At 62.2% G+C, this 25,872-nt stretch carries 22 protein-coding genes; 6 read left to right on the forward strand and 16 right to left on the reverse strand.

Annotated elements, in window-relative coordinates; translation table 11 throughout:
* Positions 1-11: 11 nt before the first annotated feature.
* From Q9Q94_RS02315 to Q9Q94_RS02375, 13 genes are all read right to left on the reverse strand, one after another.
* Complete coding sequence (locus tag Q9Q94_RS02315; RefSeq protein WP_305978403.1) at positions 12-1,268, reverse strand: DUF2325 domain-containing protein; 1,257 nt, start codon at positions 1,266-1,268, stop codon at positions 12-14.
* A gap of 142 nt (positions 1,269-1,410) precedes the next feature.
* The gene (gene rpsD / locus Q9Q94_RS02320) at positions 1,411-2,022 is read right to left on the reverse strand and encodes a 30S ribosomal protein S4 (RefSeq protein ID WP_305978404.1); all 612 of its coding nucleotides are present in this window, start codon (positions 2,020-2,022) and stop codon (positions 1,411-1,413) included.
* Positions 2,023-2,032: 10 nt separating this feature from the next.
* Entirely contained in the window at positions 2,033-2,224 is a 192-nt protein-coding gene (locus Q9Q94_RS02325; protein ID WP_305978405.1) for a hemin uptake protein HemP, read from the reverse strand.
* Between the two features lie 10 nt (positions 2,225-2,234).
* The gene (locus tag Q9Q94_RS02330; protein ID WP_305978406.1) at positions 2,235-2,531 is read right to left on the reverse strand and encodes a hypothetical protein; all 297 of its coding nucleotides are present in this window, start codon (positions 2,529-2,531) and stop codon (positions 2,235-2,237) included.
* A gap of 20 nt (positions 2,532-2,551) precedes the next feature.
* Positions 2,552-2,950, reverse strand: coding sequence for a DUF2149 domain-containing protein (locus Q9Q94_RS02335; protein ID WP_305978407.1), 399 nt, complete (start codon positions 2,948-2,950; stop codon positions 2,552-2,554).
* Entirely contained in the window at positions 2,947-3,441 is a 495-nt protein-coding gene (locus Q9Q94_RS02340; RefSeq protein ID WP_305978408.1) for a MotA/TolQ/ExbB proton channel family protein, read from the reverse strand. Before Q9Q94_RS02340 ends, Q9Q94_RS02335 begins: the two co-directional genes overlap by 4 nt.
* Complete coding sequence (gene cobN / locus Q9Q94_RS02345; protein WP_305978409.1) at positions 3,438-7,424, reverse strand: cobaltochelatase subunit CobN; 3,987 nt, start codon at positions 7,422-7,424, stop codon at positions 3,438-3,440. The genes Q9Q94_RS02340 and cobN overlap by 4 nt, the downstream gene beginning before the upstream one ends.
* Before the next feature lies 1 nt (position 7,425).
* Positions 7,426-9,708, reverse strand: a complete 2,283-nt coding sequence (locus Q9Q94_RS02350) for a TonB-dependent hemoglobin/transferrin/lactoferrin family receptor (protein WP_305978410.1) — start codon at positions 9,706-9,708, stop codon at positions 7,426-7,428.
* Positions 9,709-10,019: 311 nt separating this feature from the next.
* A complete protein-coding gene (locus Q9Q94_RS02355; protein ID WP_305978411.1) occupies positions 10,020-10,448 on the reverse strand; it encodes an energy transducer TonB in 429 nt (142 codons plus the stop codon).
* Between the two features lie 2 nt (positions 10,449-10,450).
* On the reverse strand, positions 10,451-11,587 hold the full coding sequence (locus tag Q9Q94_RS02360) for a DUF1513 domain-containing protein (protein WP_305978412.1): 1,137 nt from the start codon (positions 11,585-11,587) through the stop codon (positions 10,451-10,453).
* 55 nt (positions 11,588-11,642) lie between these two features.
* Positions 11,643-13,901, reverse strand: coding sequence for a TonB-dependent siderophore receptor (locus tag Q9Q94_RS02365; protein ID WP_305978413.1), 2,259 nt, complete (start codon positions 13,899-13,901; stop codon positions 11,643-11,645).
* A gap of 340 nt (positions 13,902-14,241) precedes the next feature.
* Positions 14,242-14,976, reverse strand: coding sequence for a glycerophosphodiester phosphodiesterase (gene ugpQ, locus Q9Q94_RS02370; protein ID WP_305978414.1), 735 nt, complete (start codon positions 14,974-14,976; stop codon positions 14,242-14,244).
* 4 nt (positions 14,977-14,980) lie between these two features.
* Positions 14,981-16,279, reverse strand: a complete 1,299-nt coding sequence (locus tag Q9Q94_RS02375; protein ID WP_305978415.1) for an extracellular solute-binding protein — start codon at positions 16,277-16,279, stop codon at positions 14,981-14,983.
* Positions 16,280-16,469: 190 nt separating this feature from the next.
* On the opposite strand from Q9Q94_RS02375, the gene Q9Q94_RS02380 reads away from it, so the two are divergent.
* From Q9Q94_RS02380 to Q9Q94_RS02390, 3 genes are all read left to right on the forward strand, one after another.
* Positions 16,470-16,877, forward strand: a complete 408-nt coding sequence (locus Q9Q94_RS02380) for a hypothetical protein (RefSeq protein ID WP_305978416.1) — start codon at positions 16,470-16,472, stop codon at positions 16,875-16,877.
* 255 nt (positions 16,878-17,132) lie between these two features.
* A complete protein-coding gene (gene rlmM / locus Q9Q94_RS02385) occupies positions 17,133-18,245 on the forward strand; it encodes a 23S rRNA (cytidine(2498)-2'-O)-methyltransferase RlmM (protein ID WP_305978417.1) in 1,113 nt (370 codons plus the stop codon).
* A gap of 76 nt (positions 18,246-18,321) precedes the next feature.
* Positions 18,322-19,806: a DEAD/DEAH box helicase gene (locus Q9Q94_RS02390; RefSeq protein ID WP_305978418.1), complete on the forward strand. Its 1,485-nt coding sequence runs from the start codon at positions 18,322-18,324 to the stop codon at positions 19,804-19,806.
* Positions 19,807-19,877: 71 nt separating this feature from the next.
* Here the strand turns inward: Q9Q94_RS02390 and Q9Q94_RS02395 are convergent, their stop codons facing one another.
* From Q9Q94_RS02395 to Q9Q94_RS02405, 3 genes are all read right to left on the reverse strand, one after another.
* Positions 19,878-20,315, reverse strand: coding sequence for a DUF192 domain-containing protein (locus Q9Q94_RS02395; RefSeq protein ID WP_305978419.1), 438 nt, complete (start codon positions 20,313-20,315; stop codon positions 19,878-19,880).
* Between the two features lie 68 nt (positions 20,316-20,383).
* Positions 20,384-20,920 carry a pseudouridine synthase gene (locus tag Q9Q94_RS02400; protein ID WP_305978420.1) on the reverse strand — a complete coding sequence of 179 codons (537 nt, stop codon included), beginning with the start codon at positions 20,918-20,920 and terminating at the stop codon, positions 20,384-20,386.
* A 78-nt stretch (positions 20,921-20,998) separates the two neighbouring features.
* Complete coding sequence (locus Q9Q94_RS02405; protein ID WP_305978421.1) at positions 20,999-21,205, reverse strand: cold-shock protein; 207 nt, start codon at positions 21,203-21,205, stop codon at positions 20,999-21,001.
* A gap of 390 nt (positions 21,206-21,595) precedes the next feature.
* Between Q9Q94_RS02405 and clpS the strand changes: the two genes are divergently transcribed.
* From clpS to aceA, 3 genes are all read left to right on the forward strand, one after another.
* Positions 21,596-21,907 (forward strand): ATP-dependent Clp protease adapter ClpS, encoded by a 312-nt coding sequence (clpS, locus tag Q9Q94_RS02410; RefSeq protein ID WP_305978422.1) that lies wholly within the window; start codon positions 21,596-21,598, stop codon positions 21,905-21,907.
* Complete coding sequence (gene clpA, locus Q9Q94_RS02415; RefSeq protein ID WP_305978423.1) at positions 21,907-24,180, forward strand: ATP-dependent Clp protease ATP-binding subunit ClpA; 2,274 nt, start codon at positions 21,907-21,909, stop codon at positions 24,178-24,180. The genes clpS and clpA overlap by 1 nt, the downstream gene beginning before the upstream one ends.
* A 362-nt stretch (positions 24,181-24,542) precedes the next feature.
* A complete protein-coding gene (gene aceA, locus Q9Q94_RS02420; protein WP_305978424.1) occupies positions 24,543-25,844 on the forward strand; it encodes an isocitrate lyase in 1,302 nt (433 codons plus the stop codon).
* The last annotated feature ends 28 nt before the right edge of the window (positions 25,845-25,872 follow it).

Here is a 25,872-nt window from a genome sequence, read left to right on the forward strand (position 1 = left end):
GGGCTCTCCTGTCAGGTCTGCTGAAATCCGGAACTCACGGCGGTACCGGTAGATGCAGTCTGGACGGAGTCCGGGCTCTCTACAAGTACGTCGCTTAACAGACACCGCAAACCACGTGCCAGACCGGCAGCACTGGGGTTTTCGACAAAGGTGCAGCGCTTGCCGGTGCGCTTGCAGTGGTCTTTCACCCGCCAGTAGGCGTTATGGCTGATGCAGCCGGTCTGGCAGATCACCAGATCGGCCGCGCCAAGTGCGGAGTCGAGTTGCCCGAAGCGATCCTCGATGCCCCCGTCGTGGTGCAGAAATTGCCCGCCGGCCTGCTCGACCAGCTTGCGATACACCACCACCACGCTCTCGCGGCCACCCACACAGAGGATGCGATGCCCCTCCAGCGAAGCCACCGGCTCCGCGGCACGCGGCAGGGCCACAGAGCTGGCCGCCGGCGCAGGGGCGCGCACCGGCTCGGTCATGGCTTTGCGCAGACGTTCATTCTCCAGGCACAGGCGGGCGTTGCGCTCTTCCTGATACGTCAACTGCTGCTCCAGGCGCCGCCGGATCTGCGTATCGGGGGCTGCGCGCAGTGCGGCAAGCTCCTCGCGCACGCCAGCCAGTTCGCTGGTCCGGCTGATCAGTTCGCTACGCGTACGGATCAGCTGCGCCTGCACGCGTTCAAGCTCTGCCGCTTTCTCCTGCACATTGCGCTCGCAACGCTGCTGCGCCGCAGCCAGCGCACGCCCCAGCGTGATGTTCTCGTCCTGCAACGCGTGATAGTGCGCAATATTCAGGCGCAGTGACGCACCGGCCTGATGCTGGATCATGTGCAGTTGCTGGCTCACCTGCTCGGCAAACTCGGCATCACAGGCCGGATGCGTCAGCACCGCCCACAACGCACCAGCGATTTCGCCCGCCGCGATGGCCTGCTGCCAGGCCTCCTCCAGCCCGGCACGCCCGCGCAGTTTGCGCAACACCTTCACCACCGGCGCGTGGCGCAGCTCCAGATCATCCTGGATGACCTCGGCCATCCGGTTGCGTGTACGCGCCAGCTGAACAACAGCCGAGTGCAGGGCATAGTCATCCATGCGCGCGGTTTCCGGTAGCGCCTTGCCCGCCAGGCGACGCAACACCGGCAGCGGCAGACACACCCCGATCACCGGGCAATGCACATGCGAAGGCAGCTCCCACAGGCGACGGCGCCTCGAACCCTGCTTCAGCACCACCGGCTGCGCAGCCGGCGCGAAGGTCTGCTTGATGAAACTGGTTGTGAACATGGCAAATTCCCCGATCAAGACGGCATCAGCCAGAAGGTCCATTCCGTTGCAGGATCAAGCCGATCGCGAAGACAAGCCGCAGACAGTGCACCGGGCACGGCAAGGCGAAGTCGACAAAGAGCGGATTGATCCTGCGACGGAATCAAAGGCGCTGGGCGTAGTACTCCACGACGAGCTGCATCTCCAGCGGAAAGGGAATGTCGTTGATGTCCGGCAGATGACTTACCGTGACCGCGCAGTTCGCTTCGTCAAAGCTCAGCCACTCCGGCCGGCTCAAGGCCAGATCGGCCAGGCTGGCTTTCACCACCAGCAGTTCGCGACTCTTCGCCCGGATGCTGACGACATCCCCGACGCGCACACGGAAAGACGGGATGTTGACCGGTTTGCCATTGACCAGCAGATGGCAATGATTGACGAGCTGGCGCGAGGCCGGAATCGAACCGGCAAAGCCGGCGCGGAACACCACGTTGTCCAGCCGGCGCTCCAGCAACTCCGCCAGCTTGGCACCGGCAGAATCACGCGAGCGCCGCGCATCCGTCACCAGAATGCGCATCTGGCGTTCGGACAGACCGTAGTTGAAGCGCAGCTTCTGCTTCTCCAGCAACTGCAGGCCGTAGCCGGATTTGCGCTGCTGCTTGGCGCCATGCTGGCCGGGGCGCTGATTGCGCTCGGCGATGGTCTTGCGCGACAGGCCGGGCAGATCGACGCCCAGGGCGCGCATGACTTTGAGACGGGGGCCGGTATAACGGGACATTGAATTCTCCTTATTTGGTGAGGATCAGCTTGCCGTTGCGCGTGGCGCGCAAGGTGTAATGCATGCCCTGATGCTCGATGATCAGGGTACTGGCCGCACCGAGCAGGCTGCGGCTGGAAATGACAGGTTCTGCGGGCTGCAGCGTTGCCGCAGCGGATGCGTTGCGCGGCAGAGGCATGGCCGGGGCGAGTGCGGTGCTCATGCGCGTCCCCTCAGTGCAGCACGGCATGCTGCGCACGTTCGGCCAGTGCCTTGCGCTGGGCCGCCTCGTCCTGCTGGCGGGCATCCAGTTCATTGCCCAGACGCAGCCAGACCTCCGCCAGCTCGTCGCAAGCCCGCGCCAGCAACGGATCGGTATCCGGCCGCCCGGCCAGGGTTGTCAGGTGCTGGACCAGCGCTTGCGCCTTGGCACTGCTCATGCCGTGCGCCGCCGAACAGGTCAACAGATGCAGGGCCGCCGCCATCAAGGTGGCCGGGCGGGCTGCGGCGAAATCGGGATCGATATTCATGAGCGTGCTCCTATCAGGATTCAGGGTTGTGCAGCGGGCGCGCTGGCCGTGCCTTCGGGCACGTACACCATCGAACCATCCTTGAGCCGGTAAGCCACCCCGGCTTTCTCTCCATCACCGCTGCCAATCTGGCCCTTGGCCTGGTAGCGGGTGATATTCTGGCCTTCCTTCATGGTGATTTCCATGTCCGGCTGGCCCGGATTCTTGATGACGGTGACGTTTTCCGCGCCGAAGGGATTGGCCGGGCTCTGCGCCACGCTCACGAGCAGGGCGGCGATGATGACGAGGAACACGTCGATCAGATTCACCACCGAAAGGATCGGGTCGTCGCCTTCGTCCTCGTGCAGGAAGCTTGAGGTCCGTGCGCGACGCGGCACGGCGGCAACGGCCTGCTCGATGGCCGCCTCGGGCGCGTTCATGCGAGCACCTGCTGATTCAGCCAGACCATTTCTTCGGCCAGCCAGCGACGGCGCACACCCACGACGAGGAAGGTGATCGAGGCGGCAATCAGCGCCAGAATCACCGCCGAGAAGGCGATAGTCAGGCTCATGCCGACGTTGCCGAGATTGCCGTCGGACAATGAACGCAGCGCCGGGCCCATCGGAATCATGGTGGCCACCAGCCCGAGCATCGGTGCCACGCGGGTGGCGATGCGCGCCTTCTCCAGCAGTTTGTGGGCGGCCACGTCGAGCGCTTCCGGATCATGCAGGCGATGCTTGCGGGCATGCGCGATCAGCGCGTAGCCGCGCCCGCTGGCAGGCTGATGGCGATAACGCAGATACGCCTGGATGCAGAATTCCCCCAAGGCCCAGAAAGCGTAGAGAAAAAGAATGGCGATCAGGGCCAGCACCGGCAGCAGAAAGAGCTGGCCGATGTCATACATCATGGTTTCAAGCGGATTCGGGGTCATGCGGATACCTTGCGAAAAGCGGGGTTGAAAGAAGGAGACAGAAAACTGCGCAACGCGCCGCCGCCAAAGGCGCAGAGCATCAGCGCGCCACCGAGCAGCCAGGCCAGCGAGGCGGGCGGCGGCACAGGCGGTTCGACCTTTTCGAGCTTCATGCCCTGCACCGGTGGCGGGCTGGAGAGCGGCTCCGGGCGGGCCTCTTCAGCCTGCCTTCCTGAAGATGAAGGCTGCGTCTGCCCTGCAGCCGTTGCCGCCTGCAGACCGAAGCCAGGCGCGGCTGTCGAGGCATTGGCCTTTACAAACTCGCGGAAGGCGGCATTGCTGCTGTGGATGTCGAAACGCTTGGAGAGATTCTCGTAACGCTGGGCCAGCTGCTTGAGCGTGGCCGCGTCGGTCTGCCAGTAGTCCTTGCGCGCGGCCTCCAGCATGCGTTCGATCATCTGCGCCTGAGCCTGCGGCGCGTGCTGCTCGAACCACTTGTCCATGCCGAGCTTGTACTTGTCGCGCACATAGACCTCGGCGAATTCCTGCCACTGGTCATCGCGCACGATTTCCGGCGCCACCGCCGTCCAGCCCCAGAAATTGTTCATCGAGTCGAGCATGTTCAGCGCACCGGAGTAGCCCTCGGCCTGCATACCCTTGATCCAGCCCGGATGGAAATTGCGCGTGCGCAGCTCGGTGGCGAGGAAGCCCGCTGCCGTCTCGGTGCGCGCCGCACGTGGATCACGCAGATTGGAGATCAGCAACTCCGGCGCCCGGCCGGTGAGGTGGCGCACCGCCAGGCCAATGCCACCCAGATACTGGAAGGGGTCGTCGGTGGTGAGCATGCCGTAGAGGTTGGACGAGCGCGCGAGCAGCGCCGCCTCCACGCCCTTGAGGTTCTCGGCGTAGAGATTCACGCCATCGAGCTTCTGGCCCCAATCCTTTTCGTCCGGACCGTAAGCGTATTGCATGCGCGCCAGATACAGATTGGCGAGCTTCGCATCGGCTTCCTTGCCCTTGCTGGCAAAGCTGTCGGAGGCGAGCGTGGCGTCATTCAGTCCGGTGCCATAGCCGCCGGATTCGCCGCTGAAGATGCGCGTATCCGCCCAGGCCGCGAGCCTGGCCTCACTCAAGCCGCGCCCGGCAAGCGCGGCGCGGATCTTGTTGGAGGCGGCACGCACGGCGTTGTCCGGCTCGTTCTGGCCAGCCGCCAGTTTCACCGCCTCGGCCAGCCACTTCATGGTGTTCGGAAAGTGGTCGCGATACAGGCCGGTGGCGGAGAGCACCACATCGACGCGCGGACGCTTGAGTTCTTTCGCCGGGATCAGCTCCACGCCATTCAGGCGCCCGCCTTCGTCCCATTTCGGGCGCACGCCGAGCGCGGCCATGGCCTGCGCTTCGAGCACGCCGGCATGGCGCATGGTCTCCACGCTCCACAGCGAGTACGCGAGCTTCTGCGGCGCCTTGCCGTGGCGCTGACGATACTCGGCAATCATCGCTTCGGTGGCGAGCTGGCCGGCTTCCCAGGCCGCCCTGGTCGGAATCTTGGAGGGGTCGAAACCATACAGATTGCGCCCGGTAGGCAGCGAATCCGGATTGCGCACCGGATCACCGCCGGTGCTGGTCGGCAGGAATTCGCCATTCAGGCCGGCGAGCAGACCAGTGATTTCCGGGTTGGCATCCAGACTCGTCCACAGCGCCTGGGCACGCTCCACATCGGCACGCAGGGCGGCGTCGCGGATCTCGCCGATCGGCGCGCCCTCGAGCAGGTGGTGACGCAGCAGCGCGAAGGGCTTGCTGACGGCGAGCTTCTCGTAATCGACCGCAAAGACTTCCTGCGGCTCATTCGGCTCCAGGCGCTTGTAGAAGTCATTCCCCAGCATGGTCATGACCGTATAAAGCCGCAGCTCGTCGGACTTGTTCACGCCGAAGCTGTGCAAGCCGTAGGGCTGCAGCGTCGCCGCCAGCGCGTGCAGGTGATCGTGCAGCGCGGTGATCCAGCTGGCGAAATCGGCCTCGGCGCGCGCCGGCGTCCAGCCCATGTCCTCGAACATATGCAGTTTCGCGCCGGTGCGCAGCAGATCGCGCTTGAGTGCCTCCTTCACGCCGCCTTCATCCTGCTGAACCCAGGTATGCAACTGGTCGTGCATGGCGTTCAGTTCGGTGTGCAGACCGGCCGGACGGAAGCTCGGCGTCTGGTGACTGACGATGCTGGCACGCCCACGCCGCTTGGCCTGCAGTGCCTCGCCCACGTCGTCGACAATGTAGGGATAGACCACCGGAATGTCGCCGAGGACCACGAAGGGCTGATCATCCATCGACAGGCCGCGCTCCTTGCCCGGCGTCCACTCCTGCGTGCCATGAGTGCCGAAATGCACCAGCGCATCACGATTGCTGCGCGCCCACAGATAGGCAGCCATGTAGAAATGGTTGATGGATTCCTTGGTGGAGTGATACAGCGCGGTCTCCTGATCCTCCTTGCGTTCGCCACGCGGTGGCACCGGCATGAAACTCACATTGCCGACCTGCAGACGCGGAATCACGAAGCCCGCCTCACCCTTGAGCGTGTAAGCCATGCTGCTCTGCTCCGGCTCGCCCCAGCGCGCCAGCACTTGAGCGCGCAACGCTGGCGACTGTGCCGCAAACCAGCGCCGGTACTCGCTCATCGGCAGCCATGCAGCGAGACCCGCATCCAGCAAGGGTTGCAGCTGACCATCCCTGTAGAAGGCCGCCAGAAGCCGGCCTAGAGACTGCGTCAATTGCGTTTCGTCCACCGCCTCGGTGCGGTAACCCGCAGCCTGCATGGCGGTGAGCGTCTGCGCAAGGCTCCTGGGCAGATTCAGGAAAGAGGCCGAGAGATTCTTCTCACCCGGCGGGTAGTTGTAGAACAGGATGGCCACGCGCTTGTCGGCGTTCGCCGTACGCCGCAGCTGGGCGAGATTCATGGCCTTGGCGGCGATCGCGCGAACCTGCGGAGCGATGGCTTCGACCTTGCCGCTCTTCTTCTCGATGGCCGAGGCAATCATCGGGTCCATCGCCCCGGCGATTTCGGCCTGCACCAGATAGAAAGGCAGGTCGATCAGGCGCATGCCTTGCGGGTCTGCCTGCCAGTCAGCGGTGTCGCCACGCCGGTAGGGAATGGCCTGAATCACCGGCACGCCGAGGCGCTCGAACTCGGCCTTGCGCCCGCCCGCGTCGTACATGATCTGGCTGGAGACCAGCACGTCGATCAGGCGCTTGCCACCCGGCGCGGCCATTTTCAGGAAAGCGTCCTCGACCATCACCGGCGTGTAGAACACCAGTGCGCGACCGCCGAGGCGCTCGACATCGGCCACCAGCGCATCGACATAGGCGGCATCCACGGCCGAGATGTAGGACTGATGGATCGCAATGCCCACCACCGGCTGACCCGGCTTGCCCGAAACAGCCAGCGCCTCGTCAGCACGCGTGGTGACGATGTCGGCCAGCTTCGGGTGATAGTAGGCAGCCGCCGGCAGGGTCTGCAGCGCGGCAATGCCTTCGGCGCTGCGCAGCTTGAAGACGCGTGCGGCAATCAGCTGGGCCGCAGCATCCAGATTGCGTCGCCCGCCATTGCTGATGTAGCGCTGAATGTCCTGCGCCAGCGCACGATCCAGCCCGCGCGCCTCGACGCGCTCTCCATCCAGCAGCAGGCGCGGCGTGCTGCGCTCGCTCCAGGCCGGGCCCAGCTTGCCGAGCAGGAACTCCAGCAGACCGGGACGCGGCGTGTCGACAATCAGCAGATCAGCATCCTTCGCAAAGCGGGCCAGGCCCGCTTCGTCGAGCTTTTCCACATAGCGCGCATCGAGTTCGAAGCCCTGCTCGCGTGCGGCCTGCGAGAGTACCTCGAACTTGCCGGCCGGGGCTGGCGCAGCGGTCAGCCAGGCCACACGCGGCTGCGCGGCGAGCGCCGGATTGACGCCGATGAGCAGCAGGAATCCGCACAGGACCAGCAACGCACCGAGAAGCTTTTGCCACGGATGCATATCAGTAATCAAACTTCACGCTGAGGGCAATATTGCGCCCCGGCTGGGTATAGAACTCGGGCGACGGATCGGACGCGCTCATACCGGAACGACGCACGTCGCTCCACAGGTAATAGGTCTTGTCGAAGACGTTGTTGAGCGCCAGATTGACGCGCAGCTTCGGCTGAACCTGCCACCACGCAGCCAGATCGTTCACCCCGTAACCGGGCGTGCGGTAGTAGTTGGTGCTCGAGTCGTCGATATGATCCTTGCCCGCCGCCGCACGCAGACGCCACTCCGCGCCCCACTGCTCCGAGGGAGTCCATTGCGCGGCGAGATTCATGCGCTTGGGCTCGATGCTGTTGAGCGGCTTGCCGCTCGACTGGTCGTAGCCATGCGTGATGGCGAAACCGGCCGACAGGCGCAGCGCCGGAGTGGCCTGCCAGTAACCACGCCAGTCACCGCCGCGGATCACCACGCGCGAGAGATTCTGGTACTGATAGGTGCTGAACGTGACACCACCGCTGACCACTGCGTTCGGGTCACCCGCCGGCAGGATCACGGAGTCGATGAAGTTCTGATAGCGGTTCTCATACAGGGCGAACTGGCTGCCCCAGTGCTTGCCCGAATACTTGGAGCCAATCTCGAAACTGCGGCTGGTTTCCGGCTTCAGATCCGGATTGCCGACCAGCGCGTAGCGCTGCGAGTTGTTGTAGAAGTAACGATTCACTTCCTCGTAATTCGGGCCGCGATAGCCTTCCAGATACTGGGCGTACAGGTTCCAGTCCGCACTCATGCCATACAGGGCGGCAAGCTTGGGCGAGATGTGGCGGCCATCCTTGCTCACCGCAGTGCGTCCATCGGTGCGGTTGTAGAGCGGATCGCTCTCCGGCTGCAGCTTGAACTGGTCATAGCGCAGACCCGGCGTGAGCTTGAACTGGCCGAAGCTGATCTCATCCTGCACGAACAGGCCCAGCTGGTCGGTATGGCCGCGCGGATAGTCCGCCTTCGGGAAGACCTCGCCGATGAACACATTGGAGCTCACACCCGTGGCGAGATTGGTCCAGGTGGTGGTTTTGGATTCCTCAGTCTCGGAGCGCAGGAAGTCCGCCCCCCAGATGGCCTGCTGCGGCAAGCCGAGCGTGAAGGATTTTTCCTGCAGCAGATTCAGCCCGGTATGCGTCTGTTCGTACTTGAAGCGCTGATCCACACTGCAGTTGGCCGTGCCGATGGTGCTGGCCGAGCATGTCGCCGAGGTATTGGTCCGGCGCTGGAAGTTCTGGTTGTCAGTCGTCTGTTTCTGCGTGTACAGCTTGGTGCCGAGGCGATCAAACCAGCTGGCGTCCGGCGTGTAATCATGATCGAACACAATGCGGTCGCGCGTGATCGAATCGATACCGGTGTTGGTGGTAATCCGCGTCAGCGTATTCGGCGACGTCGCACTGGTATTACCCATGCGCTGTGCGTCGATCTCGCTCTCGCCTTCCTTGTGCTCCAGCGTCAGCTTGAAGCGATGCGCCATGTTCGGCGTAAACACCAGCTTGCCCAGCACGTTGCTCTGTTCATACTTGAGCGGGTTGGGCGTGCTGCGCTGCAGCCCCTGCACATCATTCGCCCCCTGATTGTCGCTCTCCTCGCCCTTGGCATGCCCGAGCATCAGCAGAGTCTGGAACTTGTCGCCGCCCGTGGCGACATAAGCCATCGCGCGCTTGCTGTTGTCCACCGAGTGATAACCCAGCTTGCCGCCGGTAGCGAAGCTGCGCCCCTTGAGCAGATCGGCCGGATCAAGAGTCAGGAAGCCCAGTACGCCACCAATGGCGTCTGAACCATACAGGCTGGAAGACGGTCCACGCACCACTTCGACCTGCTTGAGGAATTCGACAAAAGGAATGTCGCGATTGCTGGCGTCGTAATTGGTGGTGCCGGGGCTGCGGAAATCCGCCACCCGTACCCCATCGGTCAGCATCAGCACGCGGTTTTCTTCGATGCCACGAATATTGACGTGACTGGAACCGAAGCGGCGCGGATCCGACGGCAGACTGACGTCCGGCTCGTCGGCCAGAGCGTCAGCCAGACTACGCGAACCATGCTGCTCGATCTGCTTTTGCGTCACCGCAGTAACCGTACCCGCGACATCATTCGCGTGTACTTGCGAGCGCGTGGCCGTCACCACCACCGGTTTCAGTTCCGTTGCGTCCGCCGCCGGAGCGCTTTGCTGCGCCACCGCCATCACCGGCAGAGATCCCATCACCGCCATCACCAGTCGGGACACACCCGAAACACCCCCAGCCATCATCTTTTTCATCGCACCAATCCCGAAACGAAAAGACGCTGGCTGGCTGACACTGGATCGCTGGCTTGCGTGAATCAAAAAGATTGCCGGCCGAGCCGGCCGGCAACCCCAGGACGTGGGCCGCCCCCCCCCCACAGGAGCGCTGTCCTCACGCCACAACTCATCATCCTGAAGCCCCTACGGCGCCTTGATGATGAAGCAGATTATACATTAATGAGAATCATTCGCAACAAATCCAAAAGCATCCCTCTGTCGATCCGGTCAGTTTTGCTTTGTATATCGCCACCTGCCCTGCCTTTGTACAAAAAGACAGGGCCAGATGCTCAGGGCGCCGCTGGCGAAGACCCGCGGATACCGGGCACGATGTCAGGCACGCCTTTGAGTGGCAGCTCGACACGCTTGCTGAAGTTCACCGGCATCACCACGCTGACCGCCCGCGGCTGGCCGTCGCTGGCCCAGGGCTGGAAGCGCATGTCGCGCGCACCACGCACGACAGCGCCATCAAGCTCCCGCGAACCACTTTCCTCAACCAGGCGTACTTGCTGGACGCGCCCTTGCTCGTCCACCCATAGCAGGCATACGACCCGCCCTGCCGGCAAGCCGAAGGTCCGGCTCGATGTCAGCCGTACATTGAGCGGCTCGCGAACCTCCATCCTGTCAAAGCTCACGACTTCGCCAGGCCATTCTCCGAGCTGGAGGCTTGCACACGCAGCCAGAAACAGGCCTAGCGCCATCAAGCACAGAGCACGCATGCTCATGCCTCCAGCAGCGCCCAGTGATTGTCCGGCGACATCGGAATCGGCCAAGCCAGCATCTGCGACTTGTCCCGCAGGTGCCAACGCACCGGGCCCTTCTCGCCAGCGATCAGGAATCCACCATCTTCATCCGGACCAGACAAGGCCCCGGCACGGTGGAACTCGCCAATCAGCGACAGTTTTGCCGCTTCGCCCGGATGCCACAGCAGCACTTTCCCGGAGAGTTGGGCGCTGAGAATGAAGCCTCCGCCGGGGCCAGCCATGATGTCGCCGGTGTAGCCTTCGCCCAATGGCGACTGGGTCGGGATGGAGAGTTCCTTGCCGTTCCACACAGCCAACGTTGGCGCGTTCTTGCGCGCTTCAGACGTTTCGTGCTCGCCCTGCATGGCAATGCCGAGCAGGACCTCACCCTTAGGCGTTTCATTCCAGGCCAGATGACGCAGGGACAGGCGCTGATCGCGCAAGGACCATTGGCCGAGCAGCTCGCCATTGGCAGGATTGATCCGCACCAGCGAGGAGGCCATCTGGTCCAGATCACGCTTGCTACCCTTGTCGGTGTAGCGGATGCCACCATTGGCTATCAGCAGCATGCCCTGCGCATCCTGCGTGAGCTGATGCGGATCCATGCCGTGCGTAGGCCACTCGGCTACTTTCGCGAGCGTGTCGACACGGCGCACGCTGACCCAACCCAGGCCAGTTTTCTGATCGATTTCGGTGGTAAAAAAGTGTCTGGCATCTGCCGCCAGCTCGATGTGCCCACCCGACACTCGCCCCGACTCTGTCGCCAGATCAAGCAGGCGCACCTGCTTGCCGTCGGCATCTGCACGCATCACCCACAGCCCGTGGCGATAGGCCAGCGCAAGATAGCCCTGCCCGCCCGGCAGACCCATCAGACCGTGCCCGCGCGAGGCCACCGGAATGGCGGACTCCAGACGAATTGCCGCCGCCGTCCAGTCGATGGCGAGTACTCCCACATAGTCGCCTGCCTCGCCCGCCAGCGGCGCAGGCAAAGATGCGCCGCTACGCCAGCCTGCCAGCAGGCGGGTCGGTTTGCTGCCTGCAGCCAGGGCCGGCAATGGAAGAGAGGCGGCGGCCAGCATGGCGGCGGCACTGCGCAGGAAACTTCGTTTGTCCATCAGAAACTCCAGAAAGCAGAAAGGCCCGCACGAGGCGGGCCCGGCAACAGAAAACTCAGAACTTGTAACTGGCCGTCAGCTGGAAGTTACGTCCCTTGCCCGGAATGTAGTGCCCCCGGTAGACGTTGTCCGCATACAGCTTGTTGGTCAGATTATTGGCATTGAGCTTGAGGCCCAGTTCGCGTGTGACCTGGTATTCGAGCATCGCGTCATAGGCCACATAACCATCCACCTGGAAGCTGTTGACCAGTTGCGGGTACATCTTGGTGCGGCCGGTAGCGCCCGCACCCACGCGCCAGTCGGCGCCGATCTTGTACGTCGTCCACAGCGAAGCCTGATGCTTCGGTATCAGCCCTGGACGCGTACCCACTGGTTCCGAACCGGTCAATGCGCCTTCACGAACTTTGGCAACCGGAATCCAGGTGTAGGAGAAGAAGGTCTCCCAGTTCGGCGTGATGCGACCAGCGATGTCGGTCTCGAAACCCTTGGCATAACGCTCGCCAGAAAGAACGTAGTTGTCAGCATTCACCGTGTCGGCATCGGTATTGCGCTCGTTGTACTTGGTCGAATGGAAGAGCGCGAAGCGTGTGCTCAGGTTGCCGCCAAAGAGATCAAGCTTGCTGCCGATCTCGATGTTGCGACTCTTTTCCGGATCGGTATTGCTGCCACGCACATCGTACTGATAGGTGTCACCTGCCGTATTGAAGGACGTGCCATAGGACAAGTGAAAGGAGGCTTCCGGCGTCGGCTGGTAGAGCACACCGAAACGCTTGGAGAGCAGCTGGTCGTGCCGGCTGCGATCTGCAGTGGGCGCTCCGGTCGTGGTGTTGTAGGTGAAGTATTGACCGCCCATGTAGTCCCAGCGCAAACCACCCAGCAGCTTCCAGTGCTCGGCCACCTGCAGCATGTCCTGGAAATAGGTGCCCGCAGACAGGGTCTCGAACTCGGCACTGCGCACCGCGGCACGCCCACCTTCGTTGACACCAGAAGTTCCATCCGTGTCGCCCAGGGTGGTCGTGCTCTTGTTGAAGGTTCCCAGCAGGCTGAACGTCGTCTTCTCTTCGTGGTTGGCATCCACACCGGCCAACACTTCATTCTTCAGACCGAACCAGGTGAACTTGCCCGAGAAGTCGCTTTGCAAAACCTGTGTGTCATAGTCCATGACCTTGTTGTTCGAACCACGGGTCAGCACGGTACTGTCGCTGATGTTCGAACCGAGTACCGCTTGGCCGTTCGGCTGCGAGGTGGCCCCGGCAAAACGCACCGCACTCGCACGCTGATCGCGCTCGTACTTGCCAGCACGGAAACTGGTCTTGAGCTCCCTGCCACCACCGAAACGATGGATATGGGTCACGGTGCCATGAGAGACATCGCTGTTGCTGTAGTCGCTATCCACTCCGTAGTAGGCACTCGGGTCCTTGTCGACCAGGGTGTTGCCGGTGTTGTCTGCATCCGGCTTCAACCAAGGCAGGCCGTAGTTGATGCCGTTCCGGTTTTTCAGGTAGTAAAGGCCAAGCTGGAATTCGTCGCGTTCACCGATTCCGTAGCGATAGTTGGCGGCCATGCCTTCCTTGTCGACCGAGGAGCCTGCGCCATTGTTTTCAGCCTGGTTTTTCACGCCGGTCAGACGCAGGGCCGATGCGGCCCCTGTGACAAAATTCAGGTCCGCCTCAACCCGGCCAAACTGATGACTGCCGTAGGTCACATCAATCTCGTGCTGATCCAGCATGAAAGCCTGCTTGCTGACCTGATTCACCACGCCGCCGGTCGAGCCACGCCCGAAGAGCATTGAGGCAGAACCACGCATAACTTCGAGACGGTCGTAATTGAAGGTATCGCGCTCGTAAATGGCCGGATCACGCATGCCATCGACCAGGATGTCGCCCGTCTGCTGCAGGGAGAAGCCACGCAAGCGGATGTCCTCTTCGCCACCCTCGGCCGCCAGAAAAGTCACACCTGAAGTCACGTGCAGCACGTCCTTGAGCGTATCCAGGCTACGGTCGTCGATAAGTTTTTCAGTCACCACGGTCACAGACTGTGGAATGTCGCGCAGAGCCTGCTTGCCCTTGCCAATGGTCGACGTGACAGCCTGATAGGTTTCCTTGGCCTCCGTCTCGACAGGCTTGTCCGCTGTCACTTTTACGGTGGGCAGCGTCTTTTCATCCTTGGATGCAGTCGTTTTGGCGGGTGTCTGAGCCATCGCACCAAGCGGATGGGCCAGTGCCAGAGACAGCAGCGCCAGACGCACGGCCTGTGTCAAACGCAATACCGGGTTAGGGGGAGGAACAGCGCCAGGCGCAACTGCGGCATGCATCGTGAAGATCTCCGTCAAGGTAATGGCTGCTTCGCAAGGAGCCAGAACACCCCGACCCGCGAGCAAACCGATTGTTTTAATTGCATGAATTAATTCGCGAATGCGAATGATTCGCAATTTAACCCGATTTTACAAAAGAGACAATGCTTGAGAAGATTTTTCCCGGGATGCATAGCGAAAACGCCCGGCAGTCCTGCCGGACTCCGGACCGGCCGGCCAGTGTGTGCCACACCACCTGCCGCTTGTGCGGAGGGAAGGACGTCGAGACAAGGGGATACGCTCTGTCAGACCGTCAATGTGCGCCTCTGCGGGAGGCTGCACAGTCAGGCCCGGAGCTGTTTCAGCCGCGCACGCGGTCAGGGCGGTCGGTAATGATGCTGTCGACACCCCAGCCAAAGAGTTCGCGAGCGCGAGACGGGGAGTTTTCGGTATAGACCGCCAGCAGATACCCGGCAGCCTTGATGGCACGCGCCTGCCCGATGTCGAGCCCGGCGCTGTCGACATGCAGGGCAATGACGCCCAGCCGGGTACAGCGCGCCTGCCAATCGGCGGGAAGATCTTCGACCAGCAAGGCGAGTGGCTGAAGAGGCGCTTCCCGCCTTGCTGCGCAGAGGGCCTCCTCGGAGAATGAGGACAGAAGCGGCTGTACCGCCATACCCTCATGAAACGCCCGCACCATGCGGGTCACCTGTGTGGCAGTTGCGACCTCATGGCCCATGGCCGGCTTGATTTCGATATTGGCGGCAAGTCCCAGCGCACGGCATTGCACCAGTGCCTCATGCAAGGTCGGCAAACGGGTAGCGGCAAAAGCCGGATGATGCCGGATGCCGGCATCCAGCCCGGCAAGTAGCGCATCGCAACTGTCACAGACCCGACCGGCACCATTGGTGGTGCGCTCCAGGGTTTCGTCGTGAATCAGCCAGGGCGTGCCGTCAGCGGAGAGCATGACGTCGAACTCAACACCCTGGCTACCGAATTGCGCCGCGATAGCCAGCCCTGGCAGCGTATTTTCCGGCGCCAGTGCACCGCCGCAGCGGTGCGCCATGACACGCGGACAGGGCCAGCCGGAACGCACGATCTCAGTTCATGCGGCCGCTGCGGATACGCTGCACCGCATCGTCCAGCCCCTGTTTGGAAGGCTTCTTGTCCGCAAACACCTGCTCCATCTCATCGGCCAACACACGGCGCACACCGGCGCGGTGGCCGTAGGCACTGGCGGCAGAGAAGGGGCTGACCGGCTTGAAGGTCAGCTGGGCAATGGCGACACGCTGGGCCGCCAGTTCATCCTTGAGCAGTTTGCTCGCCTGCGTGGCAAGCAGCCCCGCCGAACTGAGCGGCAGGTAACCGGCATTCACCTGCCAGTCGACCTGATTCTGTGGCGCCAGCCAGAAACGGACGAAGGCAGCGGCCAGCTTGTATTCCGACGCACTGCGGCCAGCAGCGACCCACAGCGCCGGGCCGTCAGCCCAGGTGTTCTGCGGCGCACCGTAGGCATCGTCGTGGTACGGATAGCTGCTCACTCCCACCGGGAACGCGGAACTGCGCACGAGGGTCGGGAACGCAGCGGAGGGGCCGACCAGCACCGCACACTCGCCCGTGGCAAAGCGGTCTTCGCCCTCGGTAGAACGGCCAAAGTAGTGCAGGTAGCGCGACTTGTACCAGGTGCTCATCTTGGCGATGTGCTTGACCTGAATAAGGCCGTTGACGGCAATCTGTTCGTTTTTGCCGCCCGTGACAAAGGCCTGATTGTTCCAAGCACTGGCGTTCTCGATCAGGGTGGAGACCGGTTGCGAAACCGTCATCGGGCAGGTCACGCCGTTTTGATAGAGCTTGCCGAGCACATCCTGCCATTCATTCCAGCTCTTGGGCAGGGCGCTCAGATCCGCGCCCGCCTTGCTCAGGGCGTCCTTGTTGAAGAACACCACCGGCGTCGACAAACCCACTGGCAGCGCCAGCGGACGCCCGCTGGCATCAACCGCCGACGGGACCATGAAGCGCGGCACTGGCAGGGTCTGCAGAGGCTCACCGGCATCCTTCATGACCTGCCACAGCGGTTTGAAACGCCGTGCGCCAATCAGGCTTGCCTCATCTTCGGCGTCGGCCAGAATCGTCAGTTGCGATTGGCCACCCTGCCCCCACGGACGGTCCGACAGGGCGATCCGGCCGAGTTTGCTCTGGGCATTGAAGCGCTCGACCAGCGCGGCAAGTTCATTCCCCTTGTCTGCCCCCAGCTGGTGACTGAGCTCAATTGTCAGGCTGGACGCCGCCGACGCCGCAGGCGCTTTCTGGGCAGGAGCGGCCTGCGCGGGGATGGCGGCCAGCGCCAGAACAAGGGAAACCAGCAAGCCTTGGCCTGCGCGAGAGGGAATTGCGTGCATGAAGAACTCCTGAAACACCACGACCGGGAAGCGAATTATAGGCACAGCCGCAAAGCGGGCCGAGACCACCGGACGCGCCGGCCTCCTCACGTGACAGACGGTTCCGGGGGATGTTCAGCAAAACATCTCTTGATTCAAGCCAGCGCTGGATGTGTCGTTAAAAACTGTATCCAGCCTGAACCTTGCGCCCATGAAAGCCTCTCGCCCCATCCTCCTGCCGTTGTTTGCCCTGCTGCTGAGTACGCTCACGGCCTGTGAACAACTGGGCATTACCGACCCCGCCAAACTGGCCGAAGCCAAGGATGCAGAAGGCAAAGCCATCGGCAGCGCCTGTCGTCACGCCGGTCGTGCGCTGGAAGACTGCTACACGCTGAACCCCGGCGCACTGAAAGCGTCGGTTTTCAACGGCTGGAAAGACATGAACGACTACATGGCGCAGAACAAGATCGAAACGATCAAGCCCGAACTGCCTGTCGCCCCTCCAGACAAACGCAGCAAGACTGCGGCGGCCGAGGAAGAAGATCCGGTCGAAGAAGCTCCGCCGGCAAAAACCAGCGCCCGCAAACGGGTGGTGAAAGCCGACTCGGGGGCGCACTGAGGCGAACGGATAAGACACCGCCTGAAGAGCCGCCCCGGACAAGGATCGCCAAGCACCTGCTCCAAAGACGCGCTCTACGCGCGGCTCTCCCAAGCCATTCCTTGCAGACCAAGGCCAGGTGCGGCTCACACGGCAGCGTCTCCCACGATTATCCGGCGAGAAATCCTTGCCACGACCCGTCTGCGGTAAAAGCATGGTCCTGCGCCCGGGGCTGGGCTACCATCCGGGCCTGCCAAATTGCTGTGAACCATCACGATGTCTGCCACCGCCAAGGGTTTGATCCTTCTGTGCCGTCCCGGCTTTGAAAATGAATGCGCCGCCGAAGCCGAGGGGCTGGCCCAGCGCGCCGGCATGCATGGCCGCGCCCGCACCGCTCCGAATTCGGGTAGCGTGCATTTCGTCTTCGACGAAGTTTTCGACTGGGATCTGGCCCTGCAGGCAGCCCCTTTCCATTCACTGGTTTTCGCCCGCCAGCGCAGCGTATGGCTGGAACGGGTCGCCAACATGCCGGAGGACGACCGCGTCACGCCGCTGATGCGGGCCATCCTTGATCTGGGCATCCGCTTCGGCCGCCTGGAAGTCGAAACCGCCGACACCAACGAAGCCAAGACCCTGTCCGGCTTCCTCAAGCGCTTCATCCCGCACATCGAACGTCAGCTCAAGGCGACCGGATTCCTGCGCAACAAGCCGGAGCTGCCGACCCTGCACCTGTTCTTCAAGGATTCCAGCCAGGTTGATCTGGGCCTGAGCAAGCCCGACGACGCCTCACCCTGGAACATGGGCATCGCCCGCCTGCGCATGCCACGCAACGCGCCGAGCCGCTCAACCCTGAAACTGGCCGAAGCCTTCGACGCGCTGATGACCGAAGAGGAACGCGAGCAAAGCCTGCGCGCCGGTCTTTACGCCGTCGATCTGGGCGCCGCCCCCGGCGGCTGGAGCTTCCAGTTCGCGGAGCGCGGCATACACGTTTTCGCCGTCGATAACGGGCCGCTGGCTGACTCGCTGAAAGCCACCGGCATGGTAGAGCATGTGAAGGCCGACGGCTTCAACTGGCGCGCGCCGCGCAAGCAAGTCGAGTGGCTGGTCTGCGACATGGTCGAACAACCTGCCCGCGTCGCCCAGCTGGTATCGGACTGGGTTGCCTCGGGCAAGGCCAAGCGCTGCATCTTCAACCTCAAGCTGCCCATGAAGAAGCGTTTCGACGAACTGAAGAAATGCCGTCAGATCATCGATTCGCGCTTCAAGCTGCATGGCGACAGCTACGTGCTGCGCATCAAGCACCTGTACCACGACCGCGAAGAAGTCACGGCCTATCTGGCAAAACTCCACCCACACGCAGCGGAGTCAGACAAGCAATACCGGCGATGAAACCGGTTGACGGTTATACTGTCTTGTTTTCCTTGAAAAAAGTCAGCGGCTCGTCTGCTGCGCACATCACACCAATATGAGTTTTGCCGATCTGGGGCTCAGCCCCGAACTGTTGCGCGCCGTCACCGAAGCCGGCTACACCGAACCCACGCCGATCCAGGCACAGGCCATTCCGGTCGTGCTGGCCGGCAAGGATGTCATGGGTGGCGCCCAGACAGGTACCGGCAAGACCGCGGGCTTCACCCTGCCGCTGCTGCAGCGCCTCCAGCCCTACGCCAGCACCAGCACTTCGCCGGCCAAGCATCCGGTACGCGCCCTGATCATTGCGCCGACCCGCGAACTCGCGGTGCAGGTGCACCAGTCCGTCGTGACCTACAGCAAGTACGTGCCGCTGCGCTCCACCTGCATCTATGGCGGCGTGGACATGAAGGCTCAGATTGCTGAACTCAAGCGCGGGATCGAAATCGTCGTCGCCACGCCCGGTCGCCTGCTGGATCACGTCGAGCAGAAAACCATCCTGCTGCAAAATGTTGAATTCCTGATCCTCGACGAAGCCGATCGCATGCTGGACATGGGCTTCATCCCGGACATCCGCCGCATTCTCAATCTGCTGCCGGCCAAGCGCCAGAGCCTGCTGTTCTCGGCCACCTTCTCGGAAGAGATCAAAAAGCTCGCCGACAGCATGCTGCGCCAGCCGCAACTGATCGAAGTCGCGCGCCGCAACGCGGTGTCGGAAAACATCACCCACCTCGTGCATCCGGTTTCCAGTCACGTGAAGCGCGATCTGCTCGCCGACATCCTGAATGCCGGTGCCGATGGTCTGGGCCAGACGCTGGTCTTCGTGAATACCAAATTTGGTTGCGCACGACTGGCTCGCCACCTGCAGAAAGAAGGCATCTCGGCCGACGCCATCCATGGCGACAAGAGCCAGCTGGAGCGTACTGCCGCCCTGGAAGCCTTCAAGAGCGGCGCAATCCGCGTACTGGTGGCCACTGACGTGGCTGCGCGCGGGCTGGACGTGGATGACCTGCCCTACGTGGTGAATTTCGAGATCCCCGGCACCCCGGAAGACTACGTGCACCGCATCGGCCGCACCGGTCGCGCCGGCAAGCAGGGTGCAGCCGTGTCGCTGGTAGCGCCGGACGAACTCTACAAACTGGCGCAGATCGAGAAACTCATCAAGTTCAAGATCCCGCAGCAGGAGATGCCCGGCTACGGTCCGGAAACCACGGTCGAGGAACTGCGTCGTTACCGCAACAGCCATAGCCGGCCGCGCGCCCAGGTAGCGGATGATGGTTTCGACTTCAACCGCCCCTACGACAGCAGCTCCGAATTGAAACCCACGAGCCGTCGTCCGGCCCGCTCGCAGCCCCGCAGCAGCGCACCTGCCAAGCCCCAGATCGCTGCAGACGGGTTTGATTTCAGCGCCCCCTACACCAGCAAGAAAACCCCGGAAGGCGCAGCGGTCACTGCGAGTGAAAGTCCGCTCGCCAAGGTCGAACGCAAAAAACCTTCACGCGGTCTGGCCTTCCTGCTGGGCGGCTCCCGCAAGACAGAGTAAGCCACAAGCCCCTGCCTGCAATGCAAAAGCGCCTGATCCGGGCGCTTTTGCATTGCAGGCAGGGCAAGGGTTCAGCGCTCTGCCGGCCCGGCGATACCCTTGACCGTCGTACCCGCTTTGATGCCCTTGGCGCTGAACCAGCCCTGGTTCATCTCCAGCGCATAGCGGATCGGCTTGGTCGCACAGTGATTGGTCTCTGTTTGCGGCTGCATGTCAGCCAGATTGACGATCTGTCCGGCCTCGTCGATGAACGCGATCGACAGCGGCAGCAAGGTGTTTTTCATCCAGAAGCAATACGGCTGTGACTGTTCGAAAACGAACAACATGCCGTTCTGCTGCGGCATGCTCTTGCGGTTCATCAAGCCGAGTTCGCGCTGCGCCTGGGTCGCGGCGACCTCTGCCTGAATCCGGTACATGCCGATCGACAGATCGACAGTTTTCGGTGCCTGTGCACCAATGCTCAGGGAGACAGTCGACAACAACGCGGCAAGCGCAAAACGGACATTCATGGCGTGCATCCTTTGGGGGTTCGCGTGCATTCTAACGGGCATTCAAGCCTCGCATCGGCCACTGTTGCTCAGGCGAGACGCCACTGCCCCGGCAGCAGATCGCCGAGCCGGTAATCCCCGATCGAGACGCGGATCAGGCGTAGGGTCGGCAAACCCACCTTGGCGGTCATGCGCCGCACCTGACGATTCTTGCCTTCACGCAATTCGATACGCAGCCAGCTGGTCGGGATGTTTTTGCGCTCGCGGATCGGTGGATCGCGCAGCCATAACCAGTCCGGCTCGGCAACCTGCTCGGCCCGACACGGCCGGGTCACGAAATCCCCCAGTTCAAGCCCTGCGCGAAGCCGCTCCAGTGCTTGCTCTTCAGGCACCCCCTCGACCTGCGCCAGATACACCTTGGGCTGTTTATGCTGAGGATCGGCAAGCCGGTGCTGCAGGCGTCCGTCGTCGGTCAACAGCAGCAGGCCCTCGCTGTCGGCATCCAGCCGGCCAGCCGCATACACACCTTTTTCGCTGACGCATTCGGCCAGCGTGCGCTGACCCGGCTCACCGGTAAACTGGCTGAGCACGCCGAAGGGTTTGTTCAGAAGAAGAATGCGTGACATGGCAAGGTATCAACAGGAAAACAAAAGGCCCGTCTAACGACGGGCCTTCAGGCTGCTCGTAGCGTGAGCAGCTCTGGATCAGGATGCGCGCTGGATGTTGGAAGCCTGCTTGCCCTTGGGGCCTTGCAGCACTTCAAACGAAACTTTCTCGCCTTCCTTGAGCGACTTGAAGCCGTTCATGTTGATGGCGGAAAAATGCGCAAACAGATCCTCGCTACCGTCGTCCGGCGTGATGAAGCCGAAACCCTTAGCGTCGTTGAACCACTTCACGGTACCAATAGCCATAACCCTCTACCTCTTCCTTCTTCCTTTGGTTTATCAGTCTCGATCCCGTTCGCACGGGTGTGCTTCTTGCGTCACCAGCGTCGCCGCCGATGCCATGTTGCGTGTTGCACCATGGCGGAGCACAGTCGGCTTTTACGCCTTGCCATCCGGGCCGTCAATAGACCCCGACCGCAGCGTTGGCATGAATACGACAGCACATCGACGCGGTGCACCAGAAACCTTCGGGCACGTGGATTGCTTGAGTCAGGACAACAGGGCACTTGTGCATCCAGGCCGCGGCGAGCAATCCGGAGGCTCTTGGCGCCCATTCGCGGGAAAGCCGGAATAGCGCGCTATTCCAGTGGAAGAACGGAACTTGATGTATGGGTCGGAGTCATTAGAATGGGGCTCATGGCACCTCGCAAACAACAAAACGCAACAACTCTGGAAGCGGAGCGCACCCGGCTACAAGCTCCGCCGATGTTCAAGGTTCTGCTGCTGAATGACGATTACACCCCCATGGACTTCGTCGTGAATGTGTTGCAGAAATTTTTCGGGATGGACCGCGAACAGGCTACGCGTGTCATGTTGGCAGTGCATCGTGAAGGCAAGGGCGTCTGCGGGATTTTCCCGCGTGACGTGGCGGCAACCAAGGTCGAGCAGGTCGGCAGTTTTGCACGTCAGAACCAGCATCCGCTGGCGTGCGTGATGGAGGAAGCATAATGATTGCCCAGGAACTGGAAGTAAGCCTGCACATGGCTTTCGTGGAAGCCCGGCAGAAACGCCACGAATTCATCACCGTGGAGCATCTGCTGCTCGCGTTGCTGGATAACCCCTCCGCCGCCGAAGTGCTGCGCGCCTGCGCCGCCAATGTGGACGAACTGCGCCGCGAACTGACCAACTTCATCAACGAACACACGCCGACGGTCTCGGGCAGCGAAGAAATCGACACGCAGCCGACGCTGGGTTTCCAGCGCGTGATCCAGCGCGCCATCCTGCACGTGCAGTCTTCCGGCAAGAAAGAAGTGAACGGCGCCAACGTGCTGGTAGCGATCTTCGGCGAAAAGGATTCGCATGCCGTGTTTTTCCTGCAACGCCAGGGCATTTCACGCCTGGATGTGGTGAACTTCATTTCCCACGGCGTATCCAAGGCCGGCCCGGCGGCGCCTACGGAAAAGAAATCTCCGGAGGGAGAGGGTGGCGAAAGTGGCGAAGGAGAGGCGGCCGGTGCAGGTGGCGCACTGGAGGCCTATACCCAGAACCTCAACCAGCAGGCTCTGGTCGGCAAGATCGACCCCCTGATCGGCCGCGACAAAGAGCTTGAACGCGTGATCCAGACCCTGTGCCGCCGCCGCAAGAACAATCCGCTGCTGGTCGGTGAAGCGGGCGTGGGCAAGACCGCGATTGCCGAAGGTCTGGCGCGCCACATCGTCGAAGGCCGCGTGCCCGAGGTGCTGGCCGAAGCGCAGGTTTACGCGCTGGATATGGGAGCCTTGCTCGCCGGCACCAAGTACCGCGGCGATTTCGAGCAACGCCTGAAAGCCGTGCTCAAGCAGTTGATCGACAATCAGAACGCGATTCTCTTCATCGACGAGATCCACACCCTGATCGGTGCAGGCGCTGCGTCGGGCGGCACGCTGGATGCGTCCAACCTGCTCAAGCCGGCGCTGTCATCGGGCCAGCTCAAATGCATCGGTGCGACGACCTACAACGAATTTCGCACCATTTTCGAGAAGGATCACGCCCTCTCGCGGCGCTTCCAGAAGGTCGACGTGACCGAGCCCTCCGTGCCGGAGACGATCGAGATCCTCAAGGGCCTCAAGAGCCGCTTCGAGGAGCACCACGGCATCAAGTATTCATCGGCGGCGATTACCAGCGCGGCAGAACTGTCGGCGCGTTACATCAACGACCGTCACCTGCCCGACAAAGCCATCGACGTGATCGATGAGGCCGGAGCAGCCCAGCGCATCCTGCCCAAGAGCAAGCAGAAAAAGACCATCGGCAAGGGCGAGATCGAAGAAATCGTGGCCCGCATCGCGCGCATCCCGCCGCGCTCGGTCTCCAACGACGACCGCGCCGCGCTCGCTACGCTGGACCGCGACCTGAAGAATCTGGTCTTCGGTCAGGAAGTCGCCATCGACGCGCTGGCCAAGGCCATCAAGATGAGCCGCTCGGGGCTGGGCAATCCGGCCAAGCCAATTGGCAGCTTCCTGTTCTCCGGCCCCACCGGCGTCGGCAAGACCGAAGTGGCCCGCCAGCTCGCCTACACCATGGGCATCGAACTGGTGCGTTTCGACATGTCGGAATACATGGAGCGCCATGCGGTCAGCCGCCTGATCGGCTCGCCCCCCGGCTATGTCGGTTTTGATCAGGGCGGCCAACTCACCGAGGCCATCACCAAGAAGCCGCACTGCGTGCTGCTTCTGGATGAAATCGAAAAAGCCCATCCGGACATCTACAACATCCTGCTGCAGGTGATGGACCACGGCAAGCTGACCGACAACAACGGACGCGAAGCCGACTTCCGCAACGTGATCATCATCATGACCACCAATGCCGGTCAGGAAACCATCCAGAAAACCACGATGGGTTTCACCAACAGCCGCGAGGCTGGCGACGAAATGGTCGAGATCAAGAAGCTGTTCACACCGGAGTTCCGCAACCGGCTGGATGCCGTGATTTCGTTCAAGGCGCTGGATCGCGAAGTCATCATGCGCGTGGTCGACAAGTTCCTGATGCAACTCGAAGGTCAGTTGCAGGAGAAGAAGGTCGAGGCCTACTTCACCGAGGCGCTCAAGACCTGGCTGGCCGACAAAGGTTTCGATCCGCTGATGGGCGCACGCCCGATGGCGCGCCTGATTCAGGACACGATTCGCTCGGCGCTGGCCGACGAGCTGCTGTTCGGACGCCTGGCACATGGCGGCAAGGTCAGCATCGATATCGGCAGCGAAGGAAAGGTCGTGCTGGAATTCGAAGAGGAAGAAGTCCACGCCTGAGCATTCAGGCGAATCACGCAGGGGCCGCGCAAGCGGCCCTTGTCTTTTGCTCTGCCCTGCTTGCAGAGCCTCATCTGGCGGACCTCTCCAGCCCTGCCGCCGCCTCAAGCAATGCTGGAGCTGTTTTCCAGTGCGCATGCCTGCAGATCGAGGCCGGGAGCGCCTCTCCGGACAGGGCATGTTCCGGTCGCCAACCCTCTTCGTTAACGGTTGACGTTCGCCACAATGCTGCTTTGCACACCAGCTAGAGCAAACCCCTAGGCTTGTTTTGCTGCTTTGCAGCAGCAGTTTTCCTATACTGGACTCGCACCGGTCACAACAACATATTCGCCGGTGAGCATCCACCCAACAGGAGAACCGGCATGACCCGCAGCGAACACATCAGGAAGATCGAGCAGGACTGGCAAAGCAACCCACGCTGGCAAGGCATCCGCCGCGGCTATTCAGCGGAAGACGTGGTCCGCCTGCGTGGCTCCGTGCATGTCGAGCATTCGCTCGCACGTCTGGGCGCCAACAAGCTCTGGCAACTGCTCAGGCAGGAAGCTTTCGTCAATGCACTGGGCGCGCTGACCGGCAATCAGGCCATGCAGCAGGTCAAGGCCGGCTTGAAAGCCATTTACCTCTCGGGCTGGCAGGTCGCGGGCGACGCCAATCTGGCCGGCCAGATGTATCCGGACCAGTCGCTCTATCCAGCCGATTCGGTGCCGGCCGTGGTGCGCAAGATCAACAATACCTTCACGCGTGCCGACCAGATCCAGTGGTCGGAAGGCCACAACCCGGGCGACGCCGGCTGGGTCGATTATTTCGCCCCGATCGTGGCCGATGCCGAGGCCGGCTTCGGCGGCGTGCTGAACGCCTTCGAACTGATGAAGGCGATGATCGAAGCTGGCGCCGCCGGTGTGCACTTCGAGGATCAGCTCGCCTCCGTGAAGAAATGCGGCCACATGGGCGGCAAGGTACTGGTGCCCACACGTGAGGCCGTCGCCAAGCTGGTCGCAGCACGCCTGGCGGCCGACGTACTCGGCGTGCCGACCCTGCTGGTCGCCCGCACCGATGCAGAGGCCGCCGACCTGCTGACCTCCGACGTCGATCCCAATGACCGGCCATTCTGCACCGGCGAGCGCACCCAGGAAGGCTTCTACCGAACCAGAGCAGGGCTGGAGCAGGCCATTTCGCGCGGTCTGGCCTATGCGCCGTATGCGGATCTGGTCTGGTGCGAAACAGGCAAGCCTGATCTGGCCTATGCCAAAGCCTTCGCCGAAGCCATCCACAAACAGTTCCCGGGCAAGATGCTGGCCTACAACTGTTCGCCCTCCTTCAACTGGAAAAAGAATCTGGACGACGCCACCATCGCCCGCTTCCAGCACGAGCTGGGGGCAATGGGTTACAAGTTCCAGTTCATCACGCTGGCCGGCTTCCACAGCCTGAACTACTCGATGTTCAACCTCGCCCACGGCTATGCGCGCAACAACATGAGCGCCTTCGTCGAACTGCAGCAGGCCGAGTTCGCCGCCGCCGAACGCGGCTTCACGGCAGTGAAACACCAGCGCGAAGTCGGCACCGGCTATTTCGATGTCGTCACGCAATGCATCGAAGGCGGCCAATCCTCCACAACGGCGCTGAAGGGCTCGACCGAGAACGAACAGTTCTTTGACAAGCATTAGAGCCGGCACAGCGCCACTCGCGCTATGC

Origin of the sequence: Uliginosibacterium sp. 31-16 (assembly GCF_030730865.1) — a bacterium.
Classification (GTDB): Bacteria; Pseudomonadota; Gammaproteobacteria; order Burkholderiales; family Rhodocyclaceae; genus Uliginosibacterium.

Excerpts from the sequence above, each read along its gene's own strand:
- Q9Q94_RS02315 (WP_305978403.1), bottom strand. The coding sequence starts at position 1,268 with ATGTTCACAACCAGTTTCATCAAGCAGACCTTCGCGCCGGCTGCGCAG.
- rpsD (WP_305978404.1), bottom strand. The coding sequence starts at position 2,022 with ATGTCCCGTTATACCGGCCCCCGTCTCAAAGTCATGCGCGCCCTGGGC.
- Q9Q94_RS02325 (WP_305978405.1), bottom strand. The coding sequence starts at position 2,224 with ATGAGCACCGCACTCGCCCCGGCCATGCCTCTGCCGCGCAACGCATCC.
- Q9Q94_RS02330 (WP_305978406.1), bottom strand. The coding sequence starts at position 2,531 with ATGAATATCGATCCCGATTTCGCCGCAGCCCGCCCGGCCACCTTGATG.
- Q9Q94_RS02335 (WP_305978407.1), bottom strand. The coding sequence starts at position 2,950 with ATGAACGCGCCCGAGGCGGCCATCGAGCAGGCCGTTGCCGCCGTGCCG.
- Q9Q94_RS02340 (WP_305978408.1), bottom strand. The coding sequence starts at position 3,441 with ATGACCCCGAATCCGCTTGAAACCATGATGTATGACATCGGCCAGCTC.
- cobN (WP_305978409.1), bottom strand. The coding sequence starts at position 7,424 with ATGCATCCGTGGCAAAAGCTTCTCGGTGCGTTGCTGGTCCTGTGCGGA.
- Q9Q94_RS02350 (WP_305978410.1), bottom strand. The coding sequence starts at position 9,708 with ATGAAAAAGATGATGGCTGGGGGTGTTTCGGGTGTGTCCCGACTGGTG.
- Q9Q94_RS02355 (WP_305978411.1), bottom strand. The coding sequence starts at position 10,448 with ATGCGTGCTCTGTGCTTGATGGCGCTAGGCCTGTTTCTGGCTGCGTGT.
- Q9Q94_RS02360 (WP_305978412.1), bottom strand. The coding sequence starts at position 11,587 with ATGGACAAACGAAGTTTCCTGCGCAGTGCCGCCGCCATGCTGGCCGCC.
- Q9Q94_RS02365 (WP_305978413.1), bottom strand. The coding sequence starts at position 13,901 with ATGCATGCCGCAGTTGCGCCTGGCGCTGTTCCTCCCCCTAACCCGGTA.
- Q9Q94_RS02375 (WP_305978415.1), bottom strand. The coding sequence starts at position 16,279 with ATGCACGCAATTCCCTCTCGCGCAGGCCAAGGCTTGCTGGTTTCCCTT.
- Q9Q94_RS02380 (WP_305978416.1), top strand. The coding sequence starts at position 16,470 with ATGAAAGCCTCTCGCCCCATCCTCCTGCCGTTGTTTGCCCTGCTGCTG.
- rlmM (WP_305978417.1), top strand. The coding sequence starts at position 17,133 with ATGTCTGCCACCGCCAAGGGTTTGATCCTTCTGTGCCGTCCCGGCTTT.
- Q9Q94_RS02390 (WP_305978418.1), top strand. The coding sequence starts at position 18,322 with ATGAGTTTTGCCGATCTGGGGCTCAGCCCCGAACTGTTGCGCGCCGTC.
- Q9Q94_RS02395 (WP_305978419.1), bottom strand. The coding sequence starts at position 20,315 with ATGAATGTCCGTTTTGCGCTTGCCGCGTTGTTGTCGACTGTCTCCCTG.
- Q9Q94_RS02400 (WP_305978420.1), bottom strand. The coding sequence starts at position 20,920 with ATGTCACGCATTCTTCTTCTGAACAAACCCTTCGGCGTGCTCAGCCAG.
- Q9Q94_RS02405 (WP_305978421.1), bottom strand. The coding sequence starts at position 21,205 with ATGGCTATTGGTACCGTGAAGTGGTTCAACGACGCTAAGGGTTTCGGC.
- clpS (WP_305978422.1), top strand. The coding sequence starts at position 21,596 with ATGGCACCTCGCAAACAACAAAACGCAACAACTCTGGAAGCGGAGCGC.
- clpA (WP_305978423.1), top strand. The coding sequence starts at position 21,907 with ATGATTGCCCAGGAACTGGAAGTAAGCCTGCACATGGCTTTCGTGGAA.
- aceA (WP_305978424.1), top strand. The coding sequence starts at position 24,543 with ATGACCCGCAGCGAACACATCAGGAAGATCGAGCAGGACTGGCAAAGC.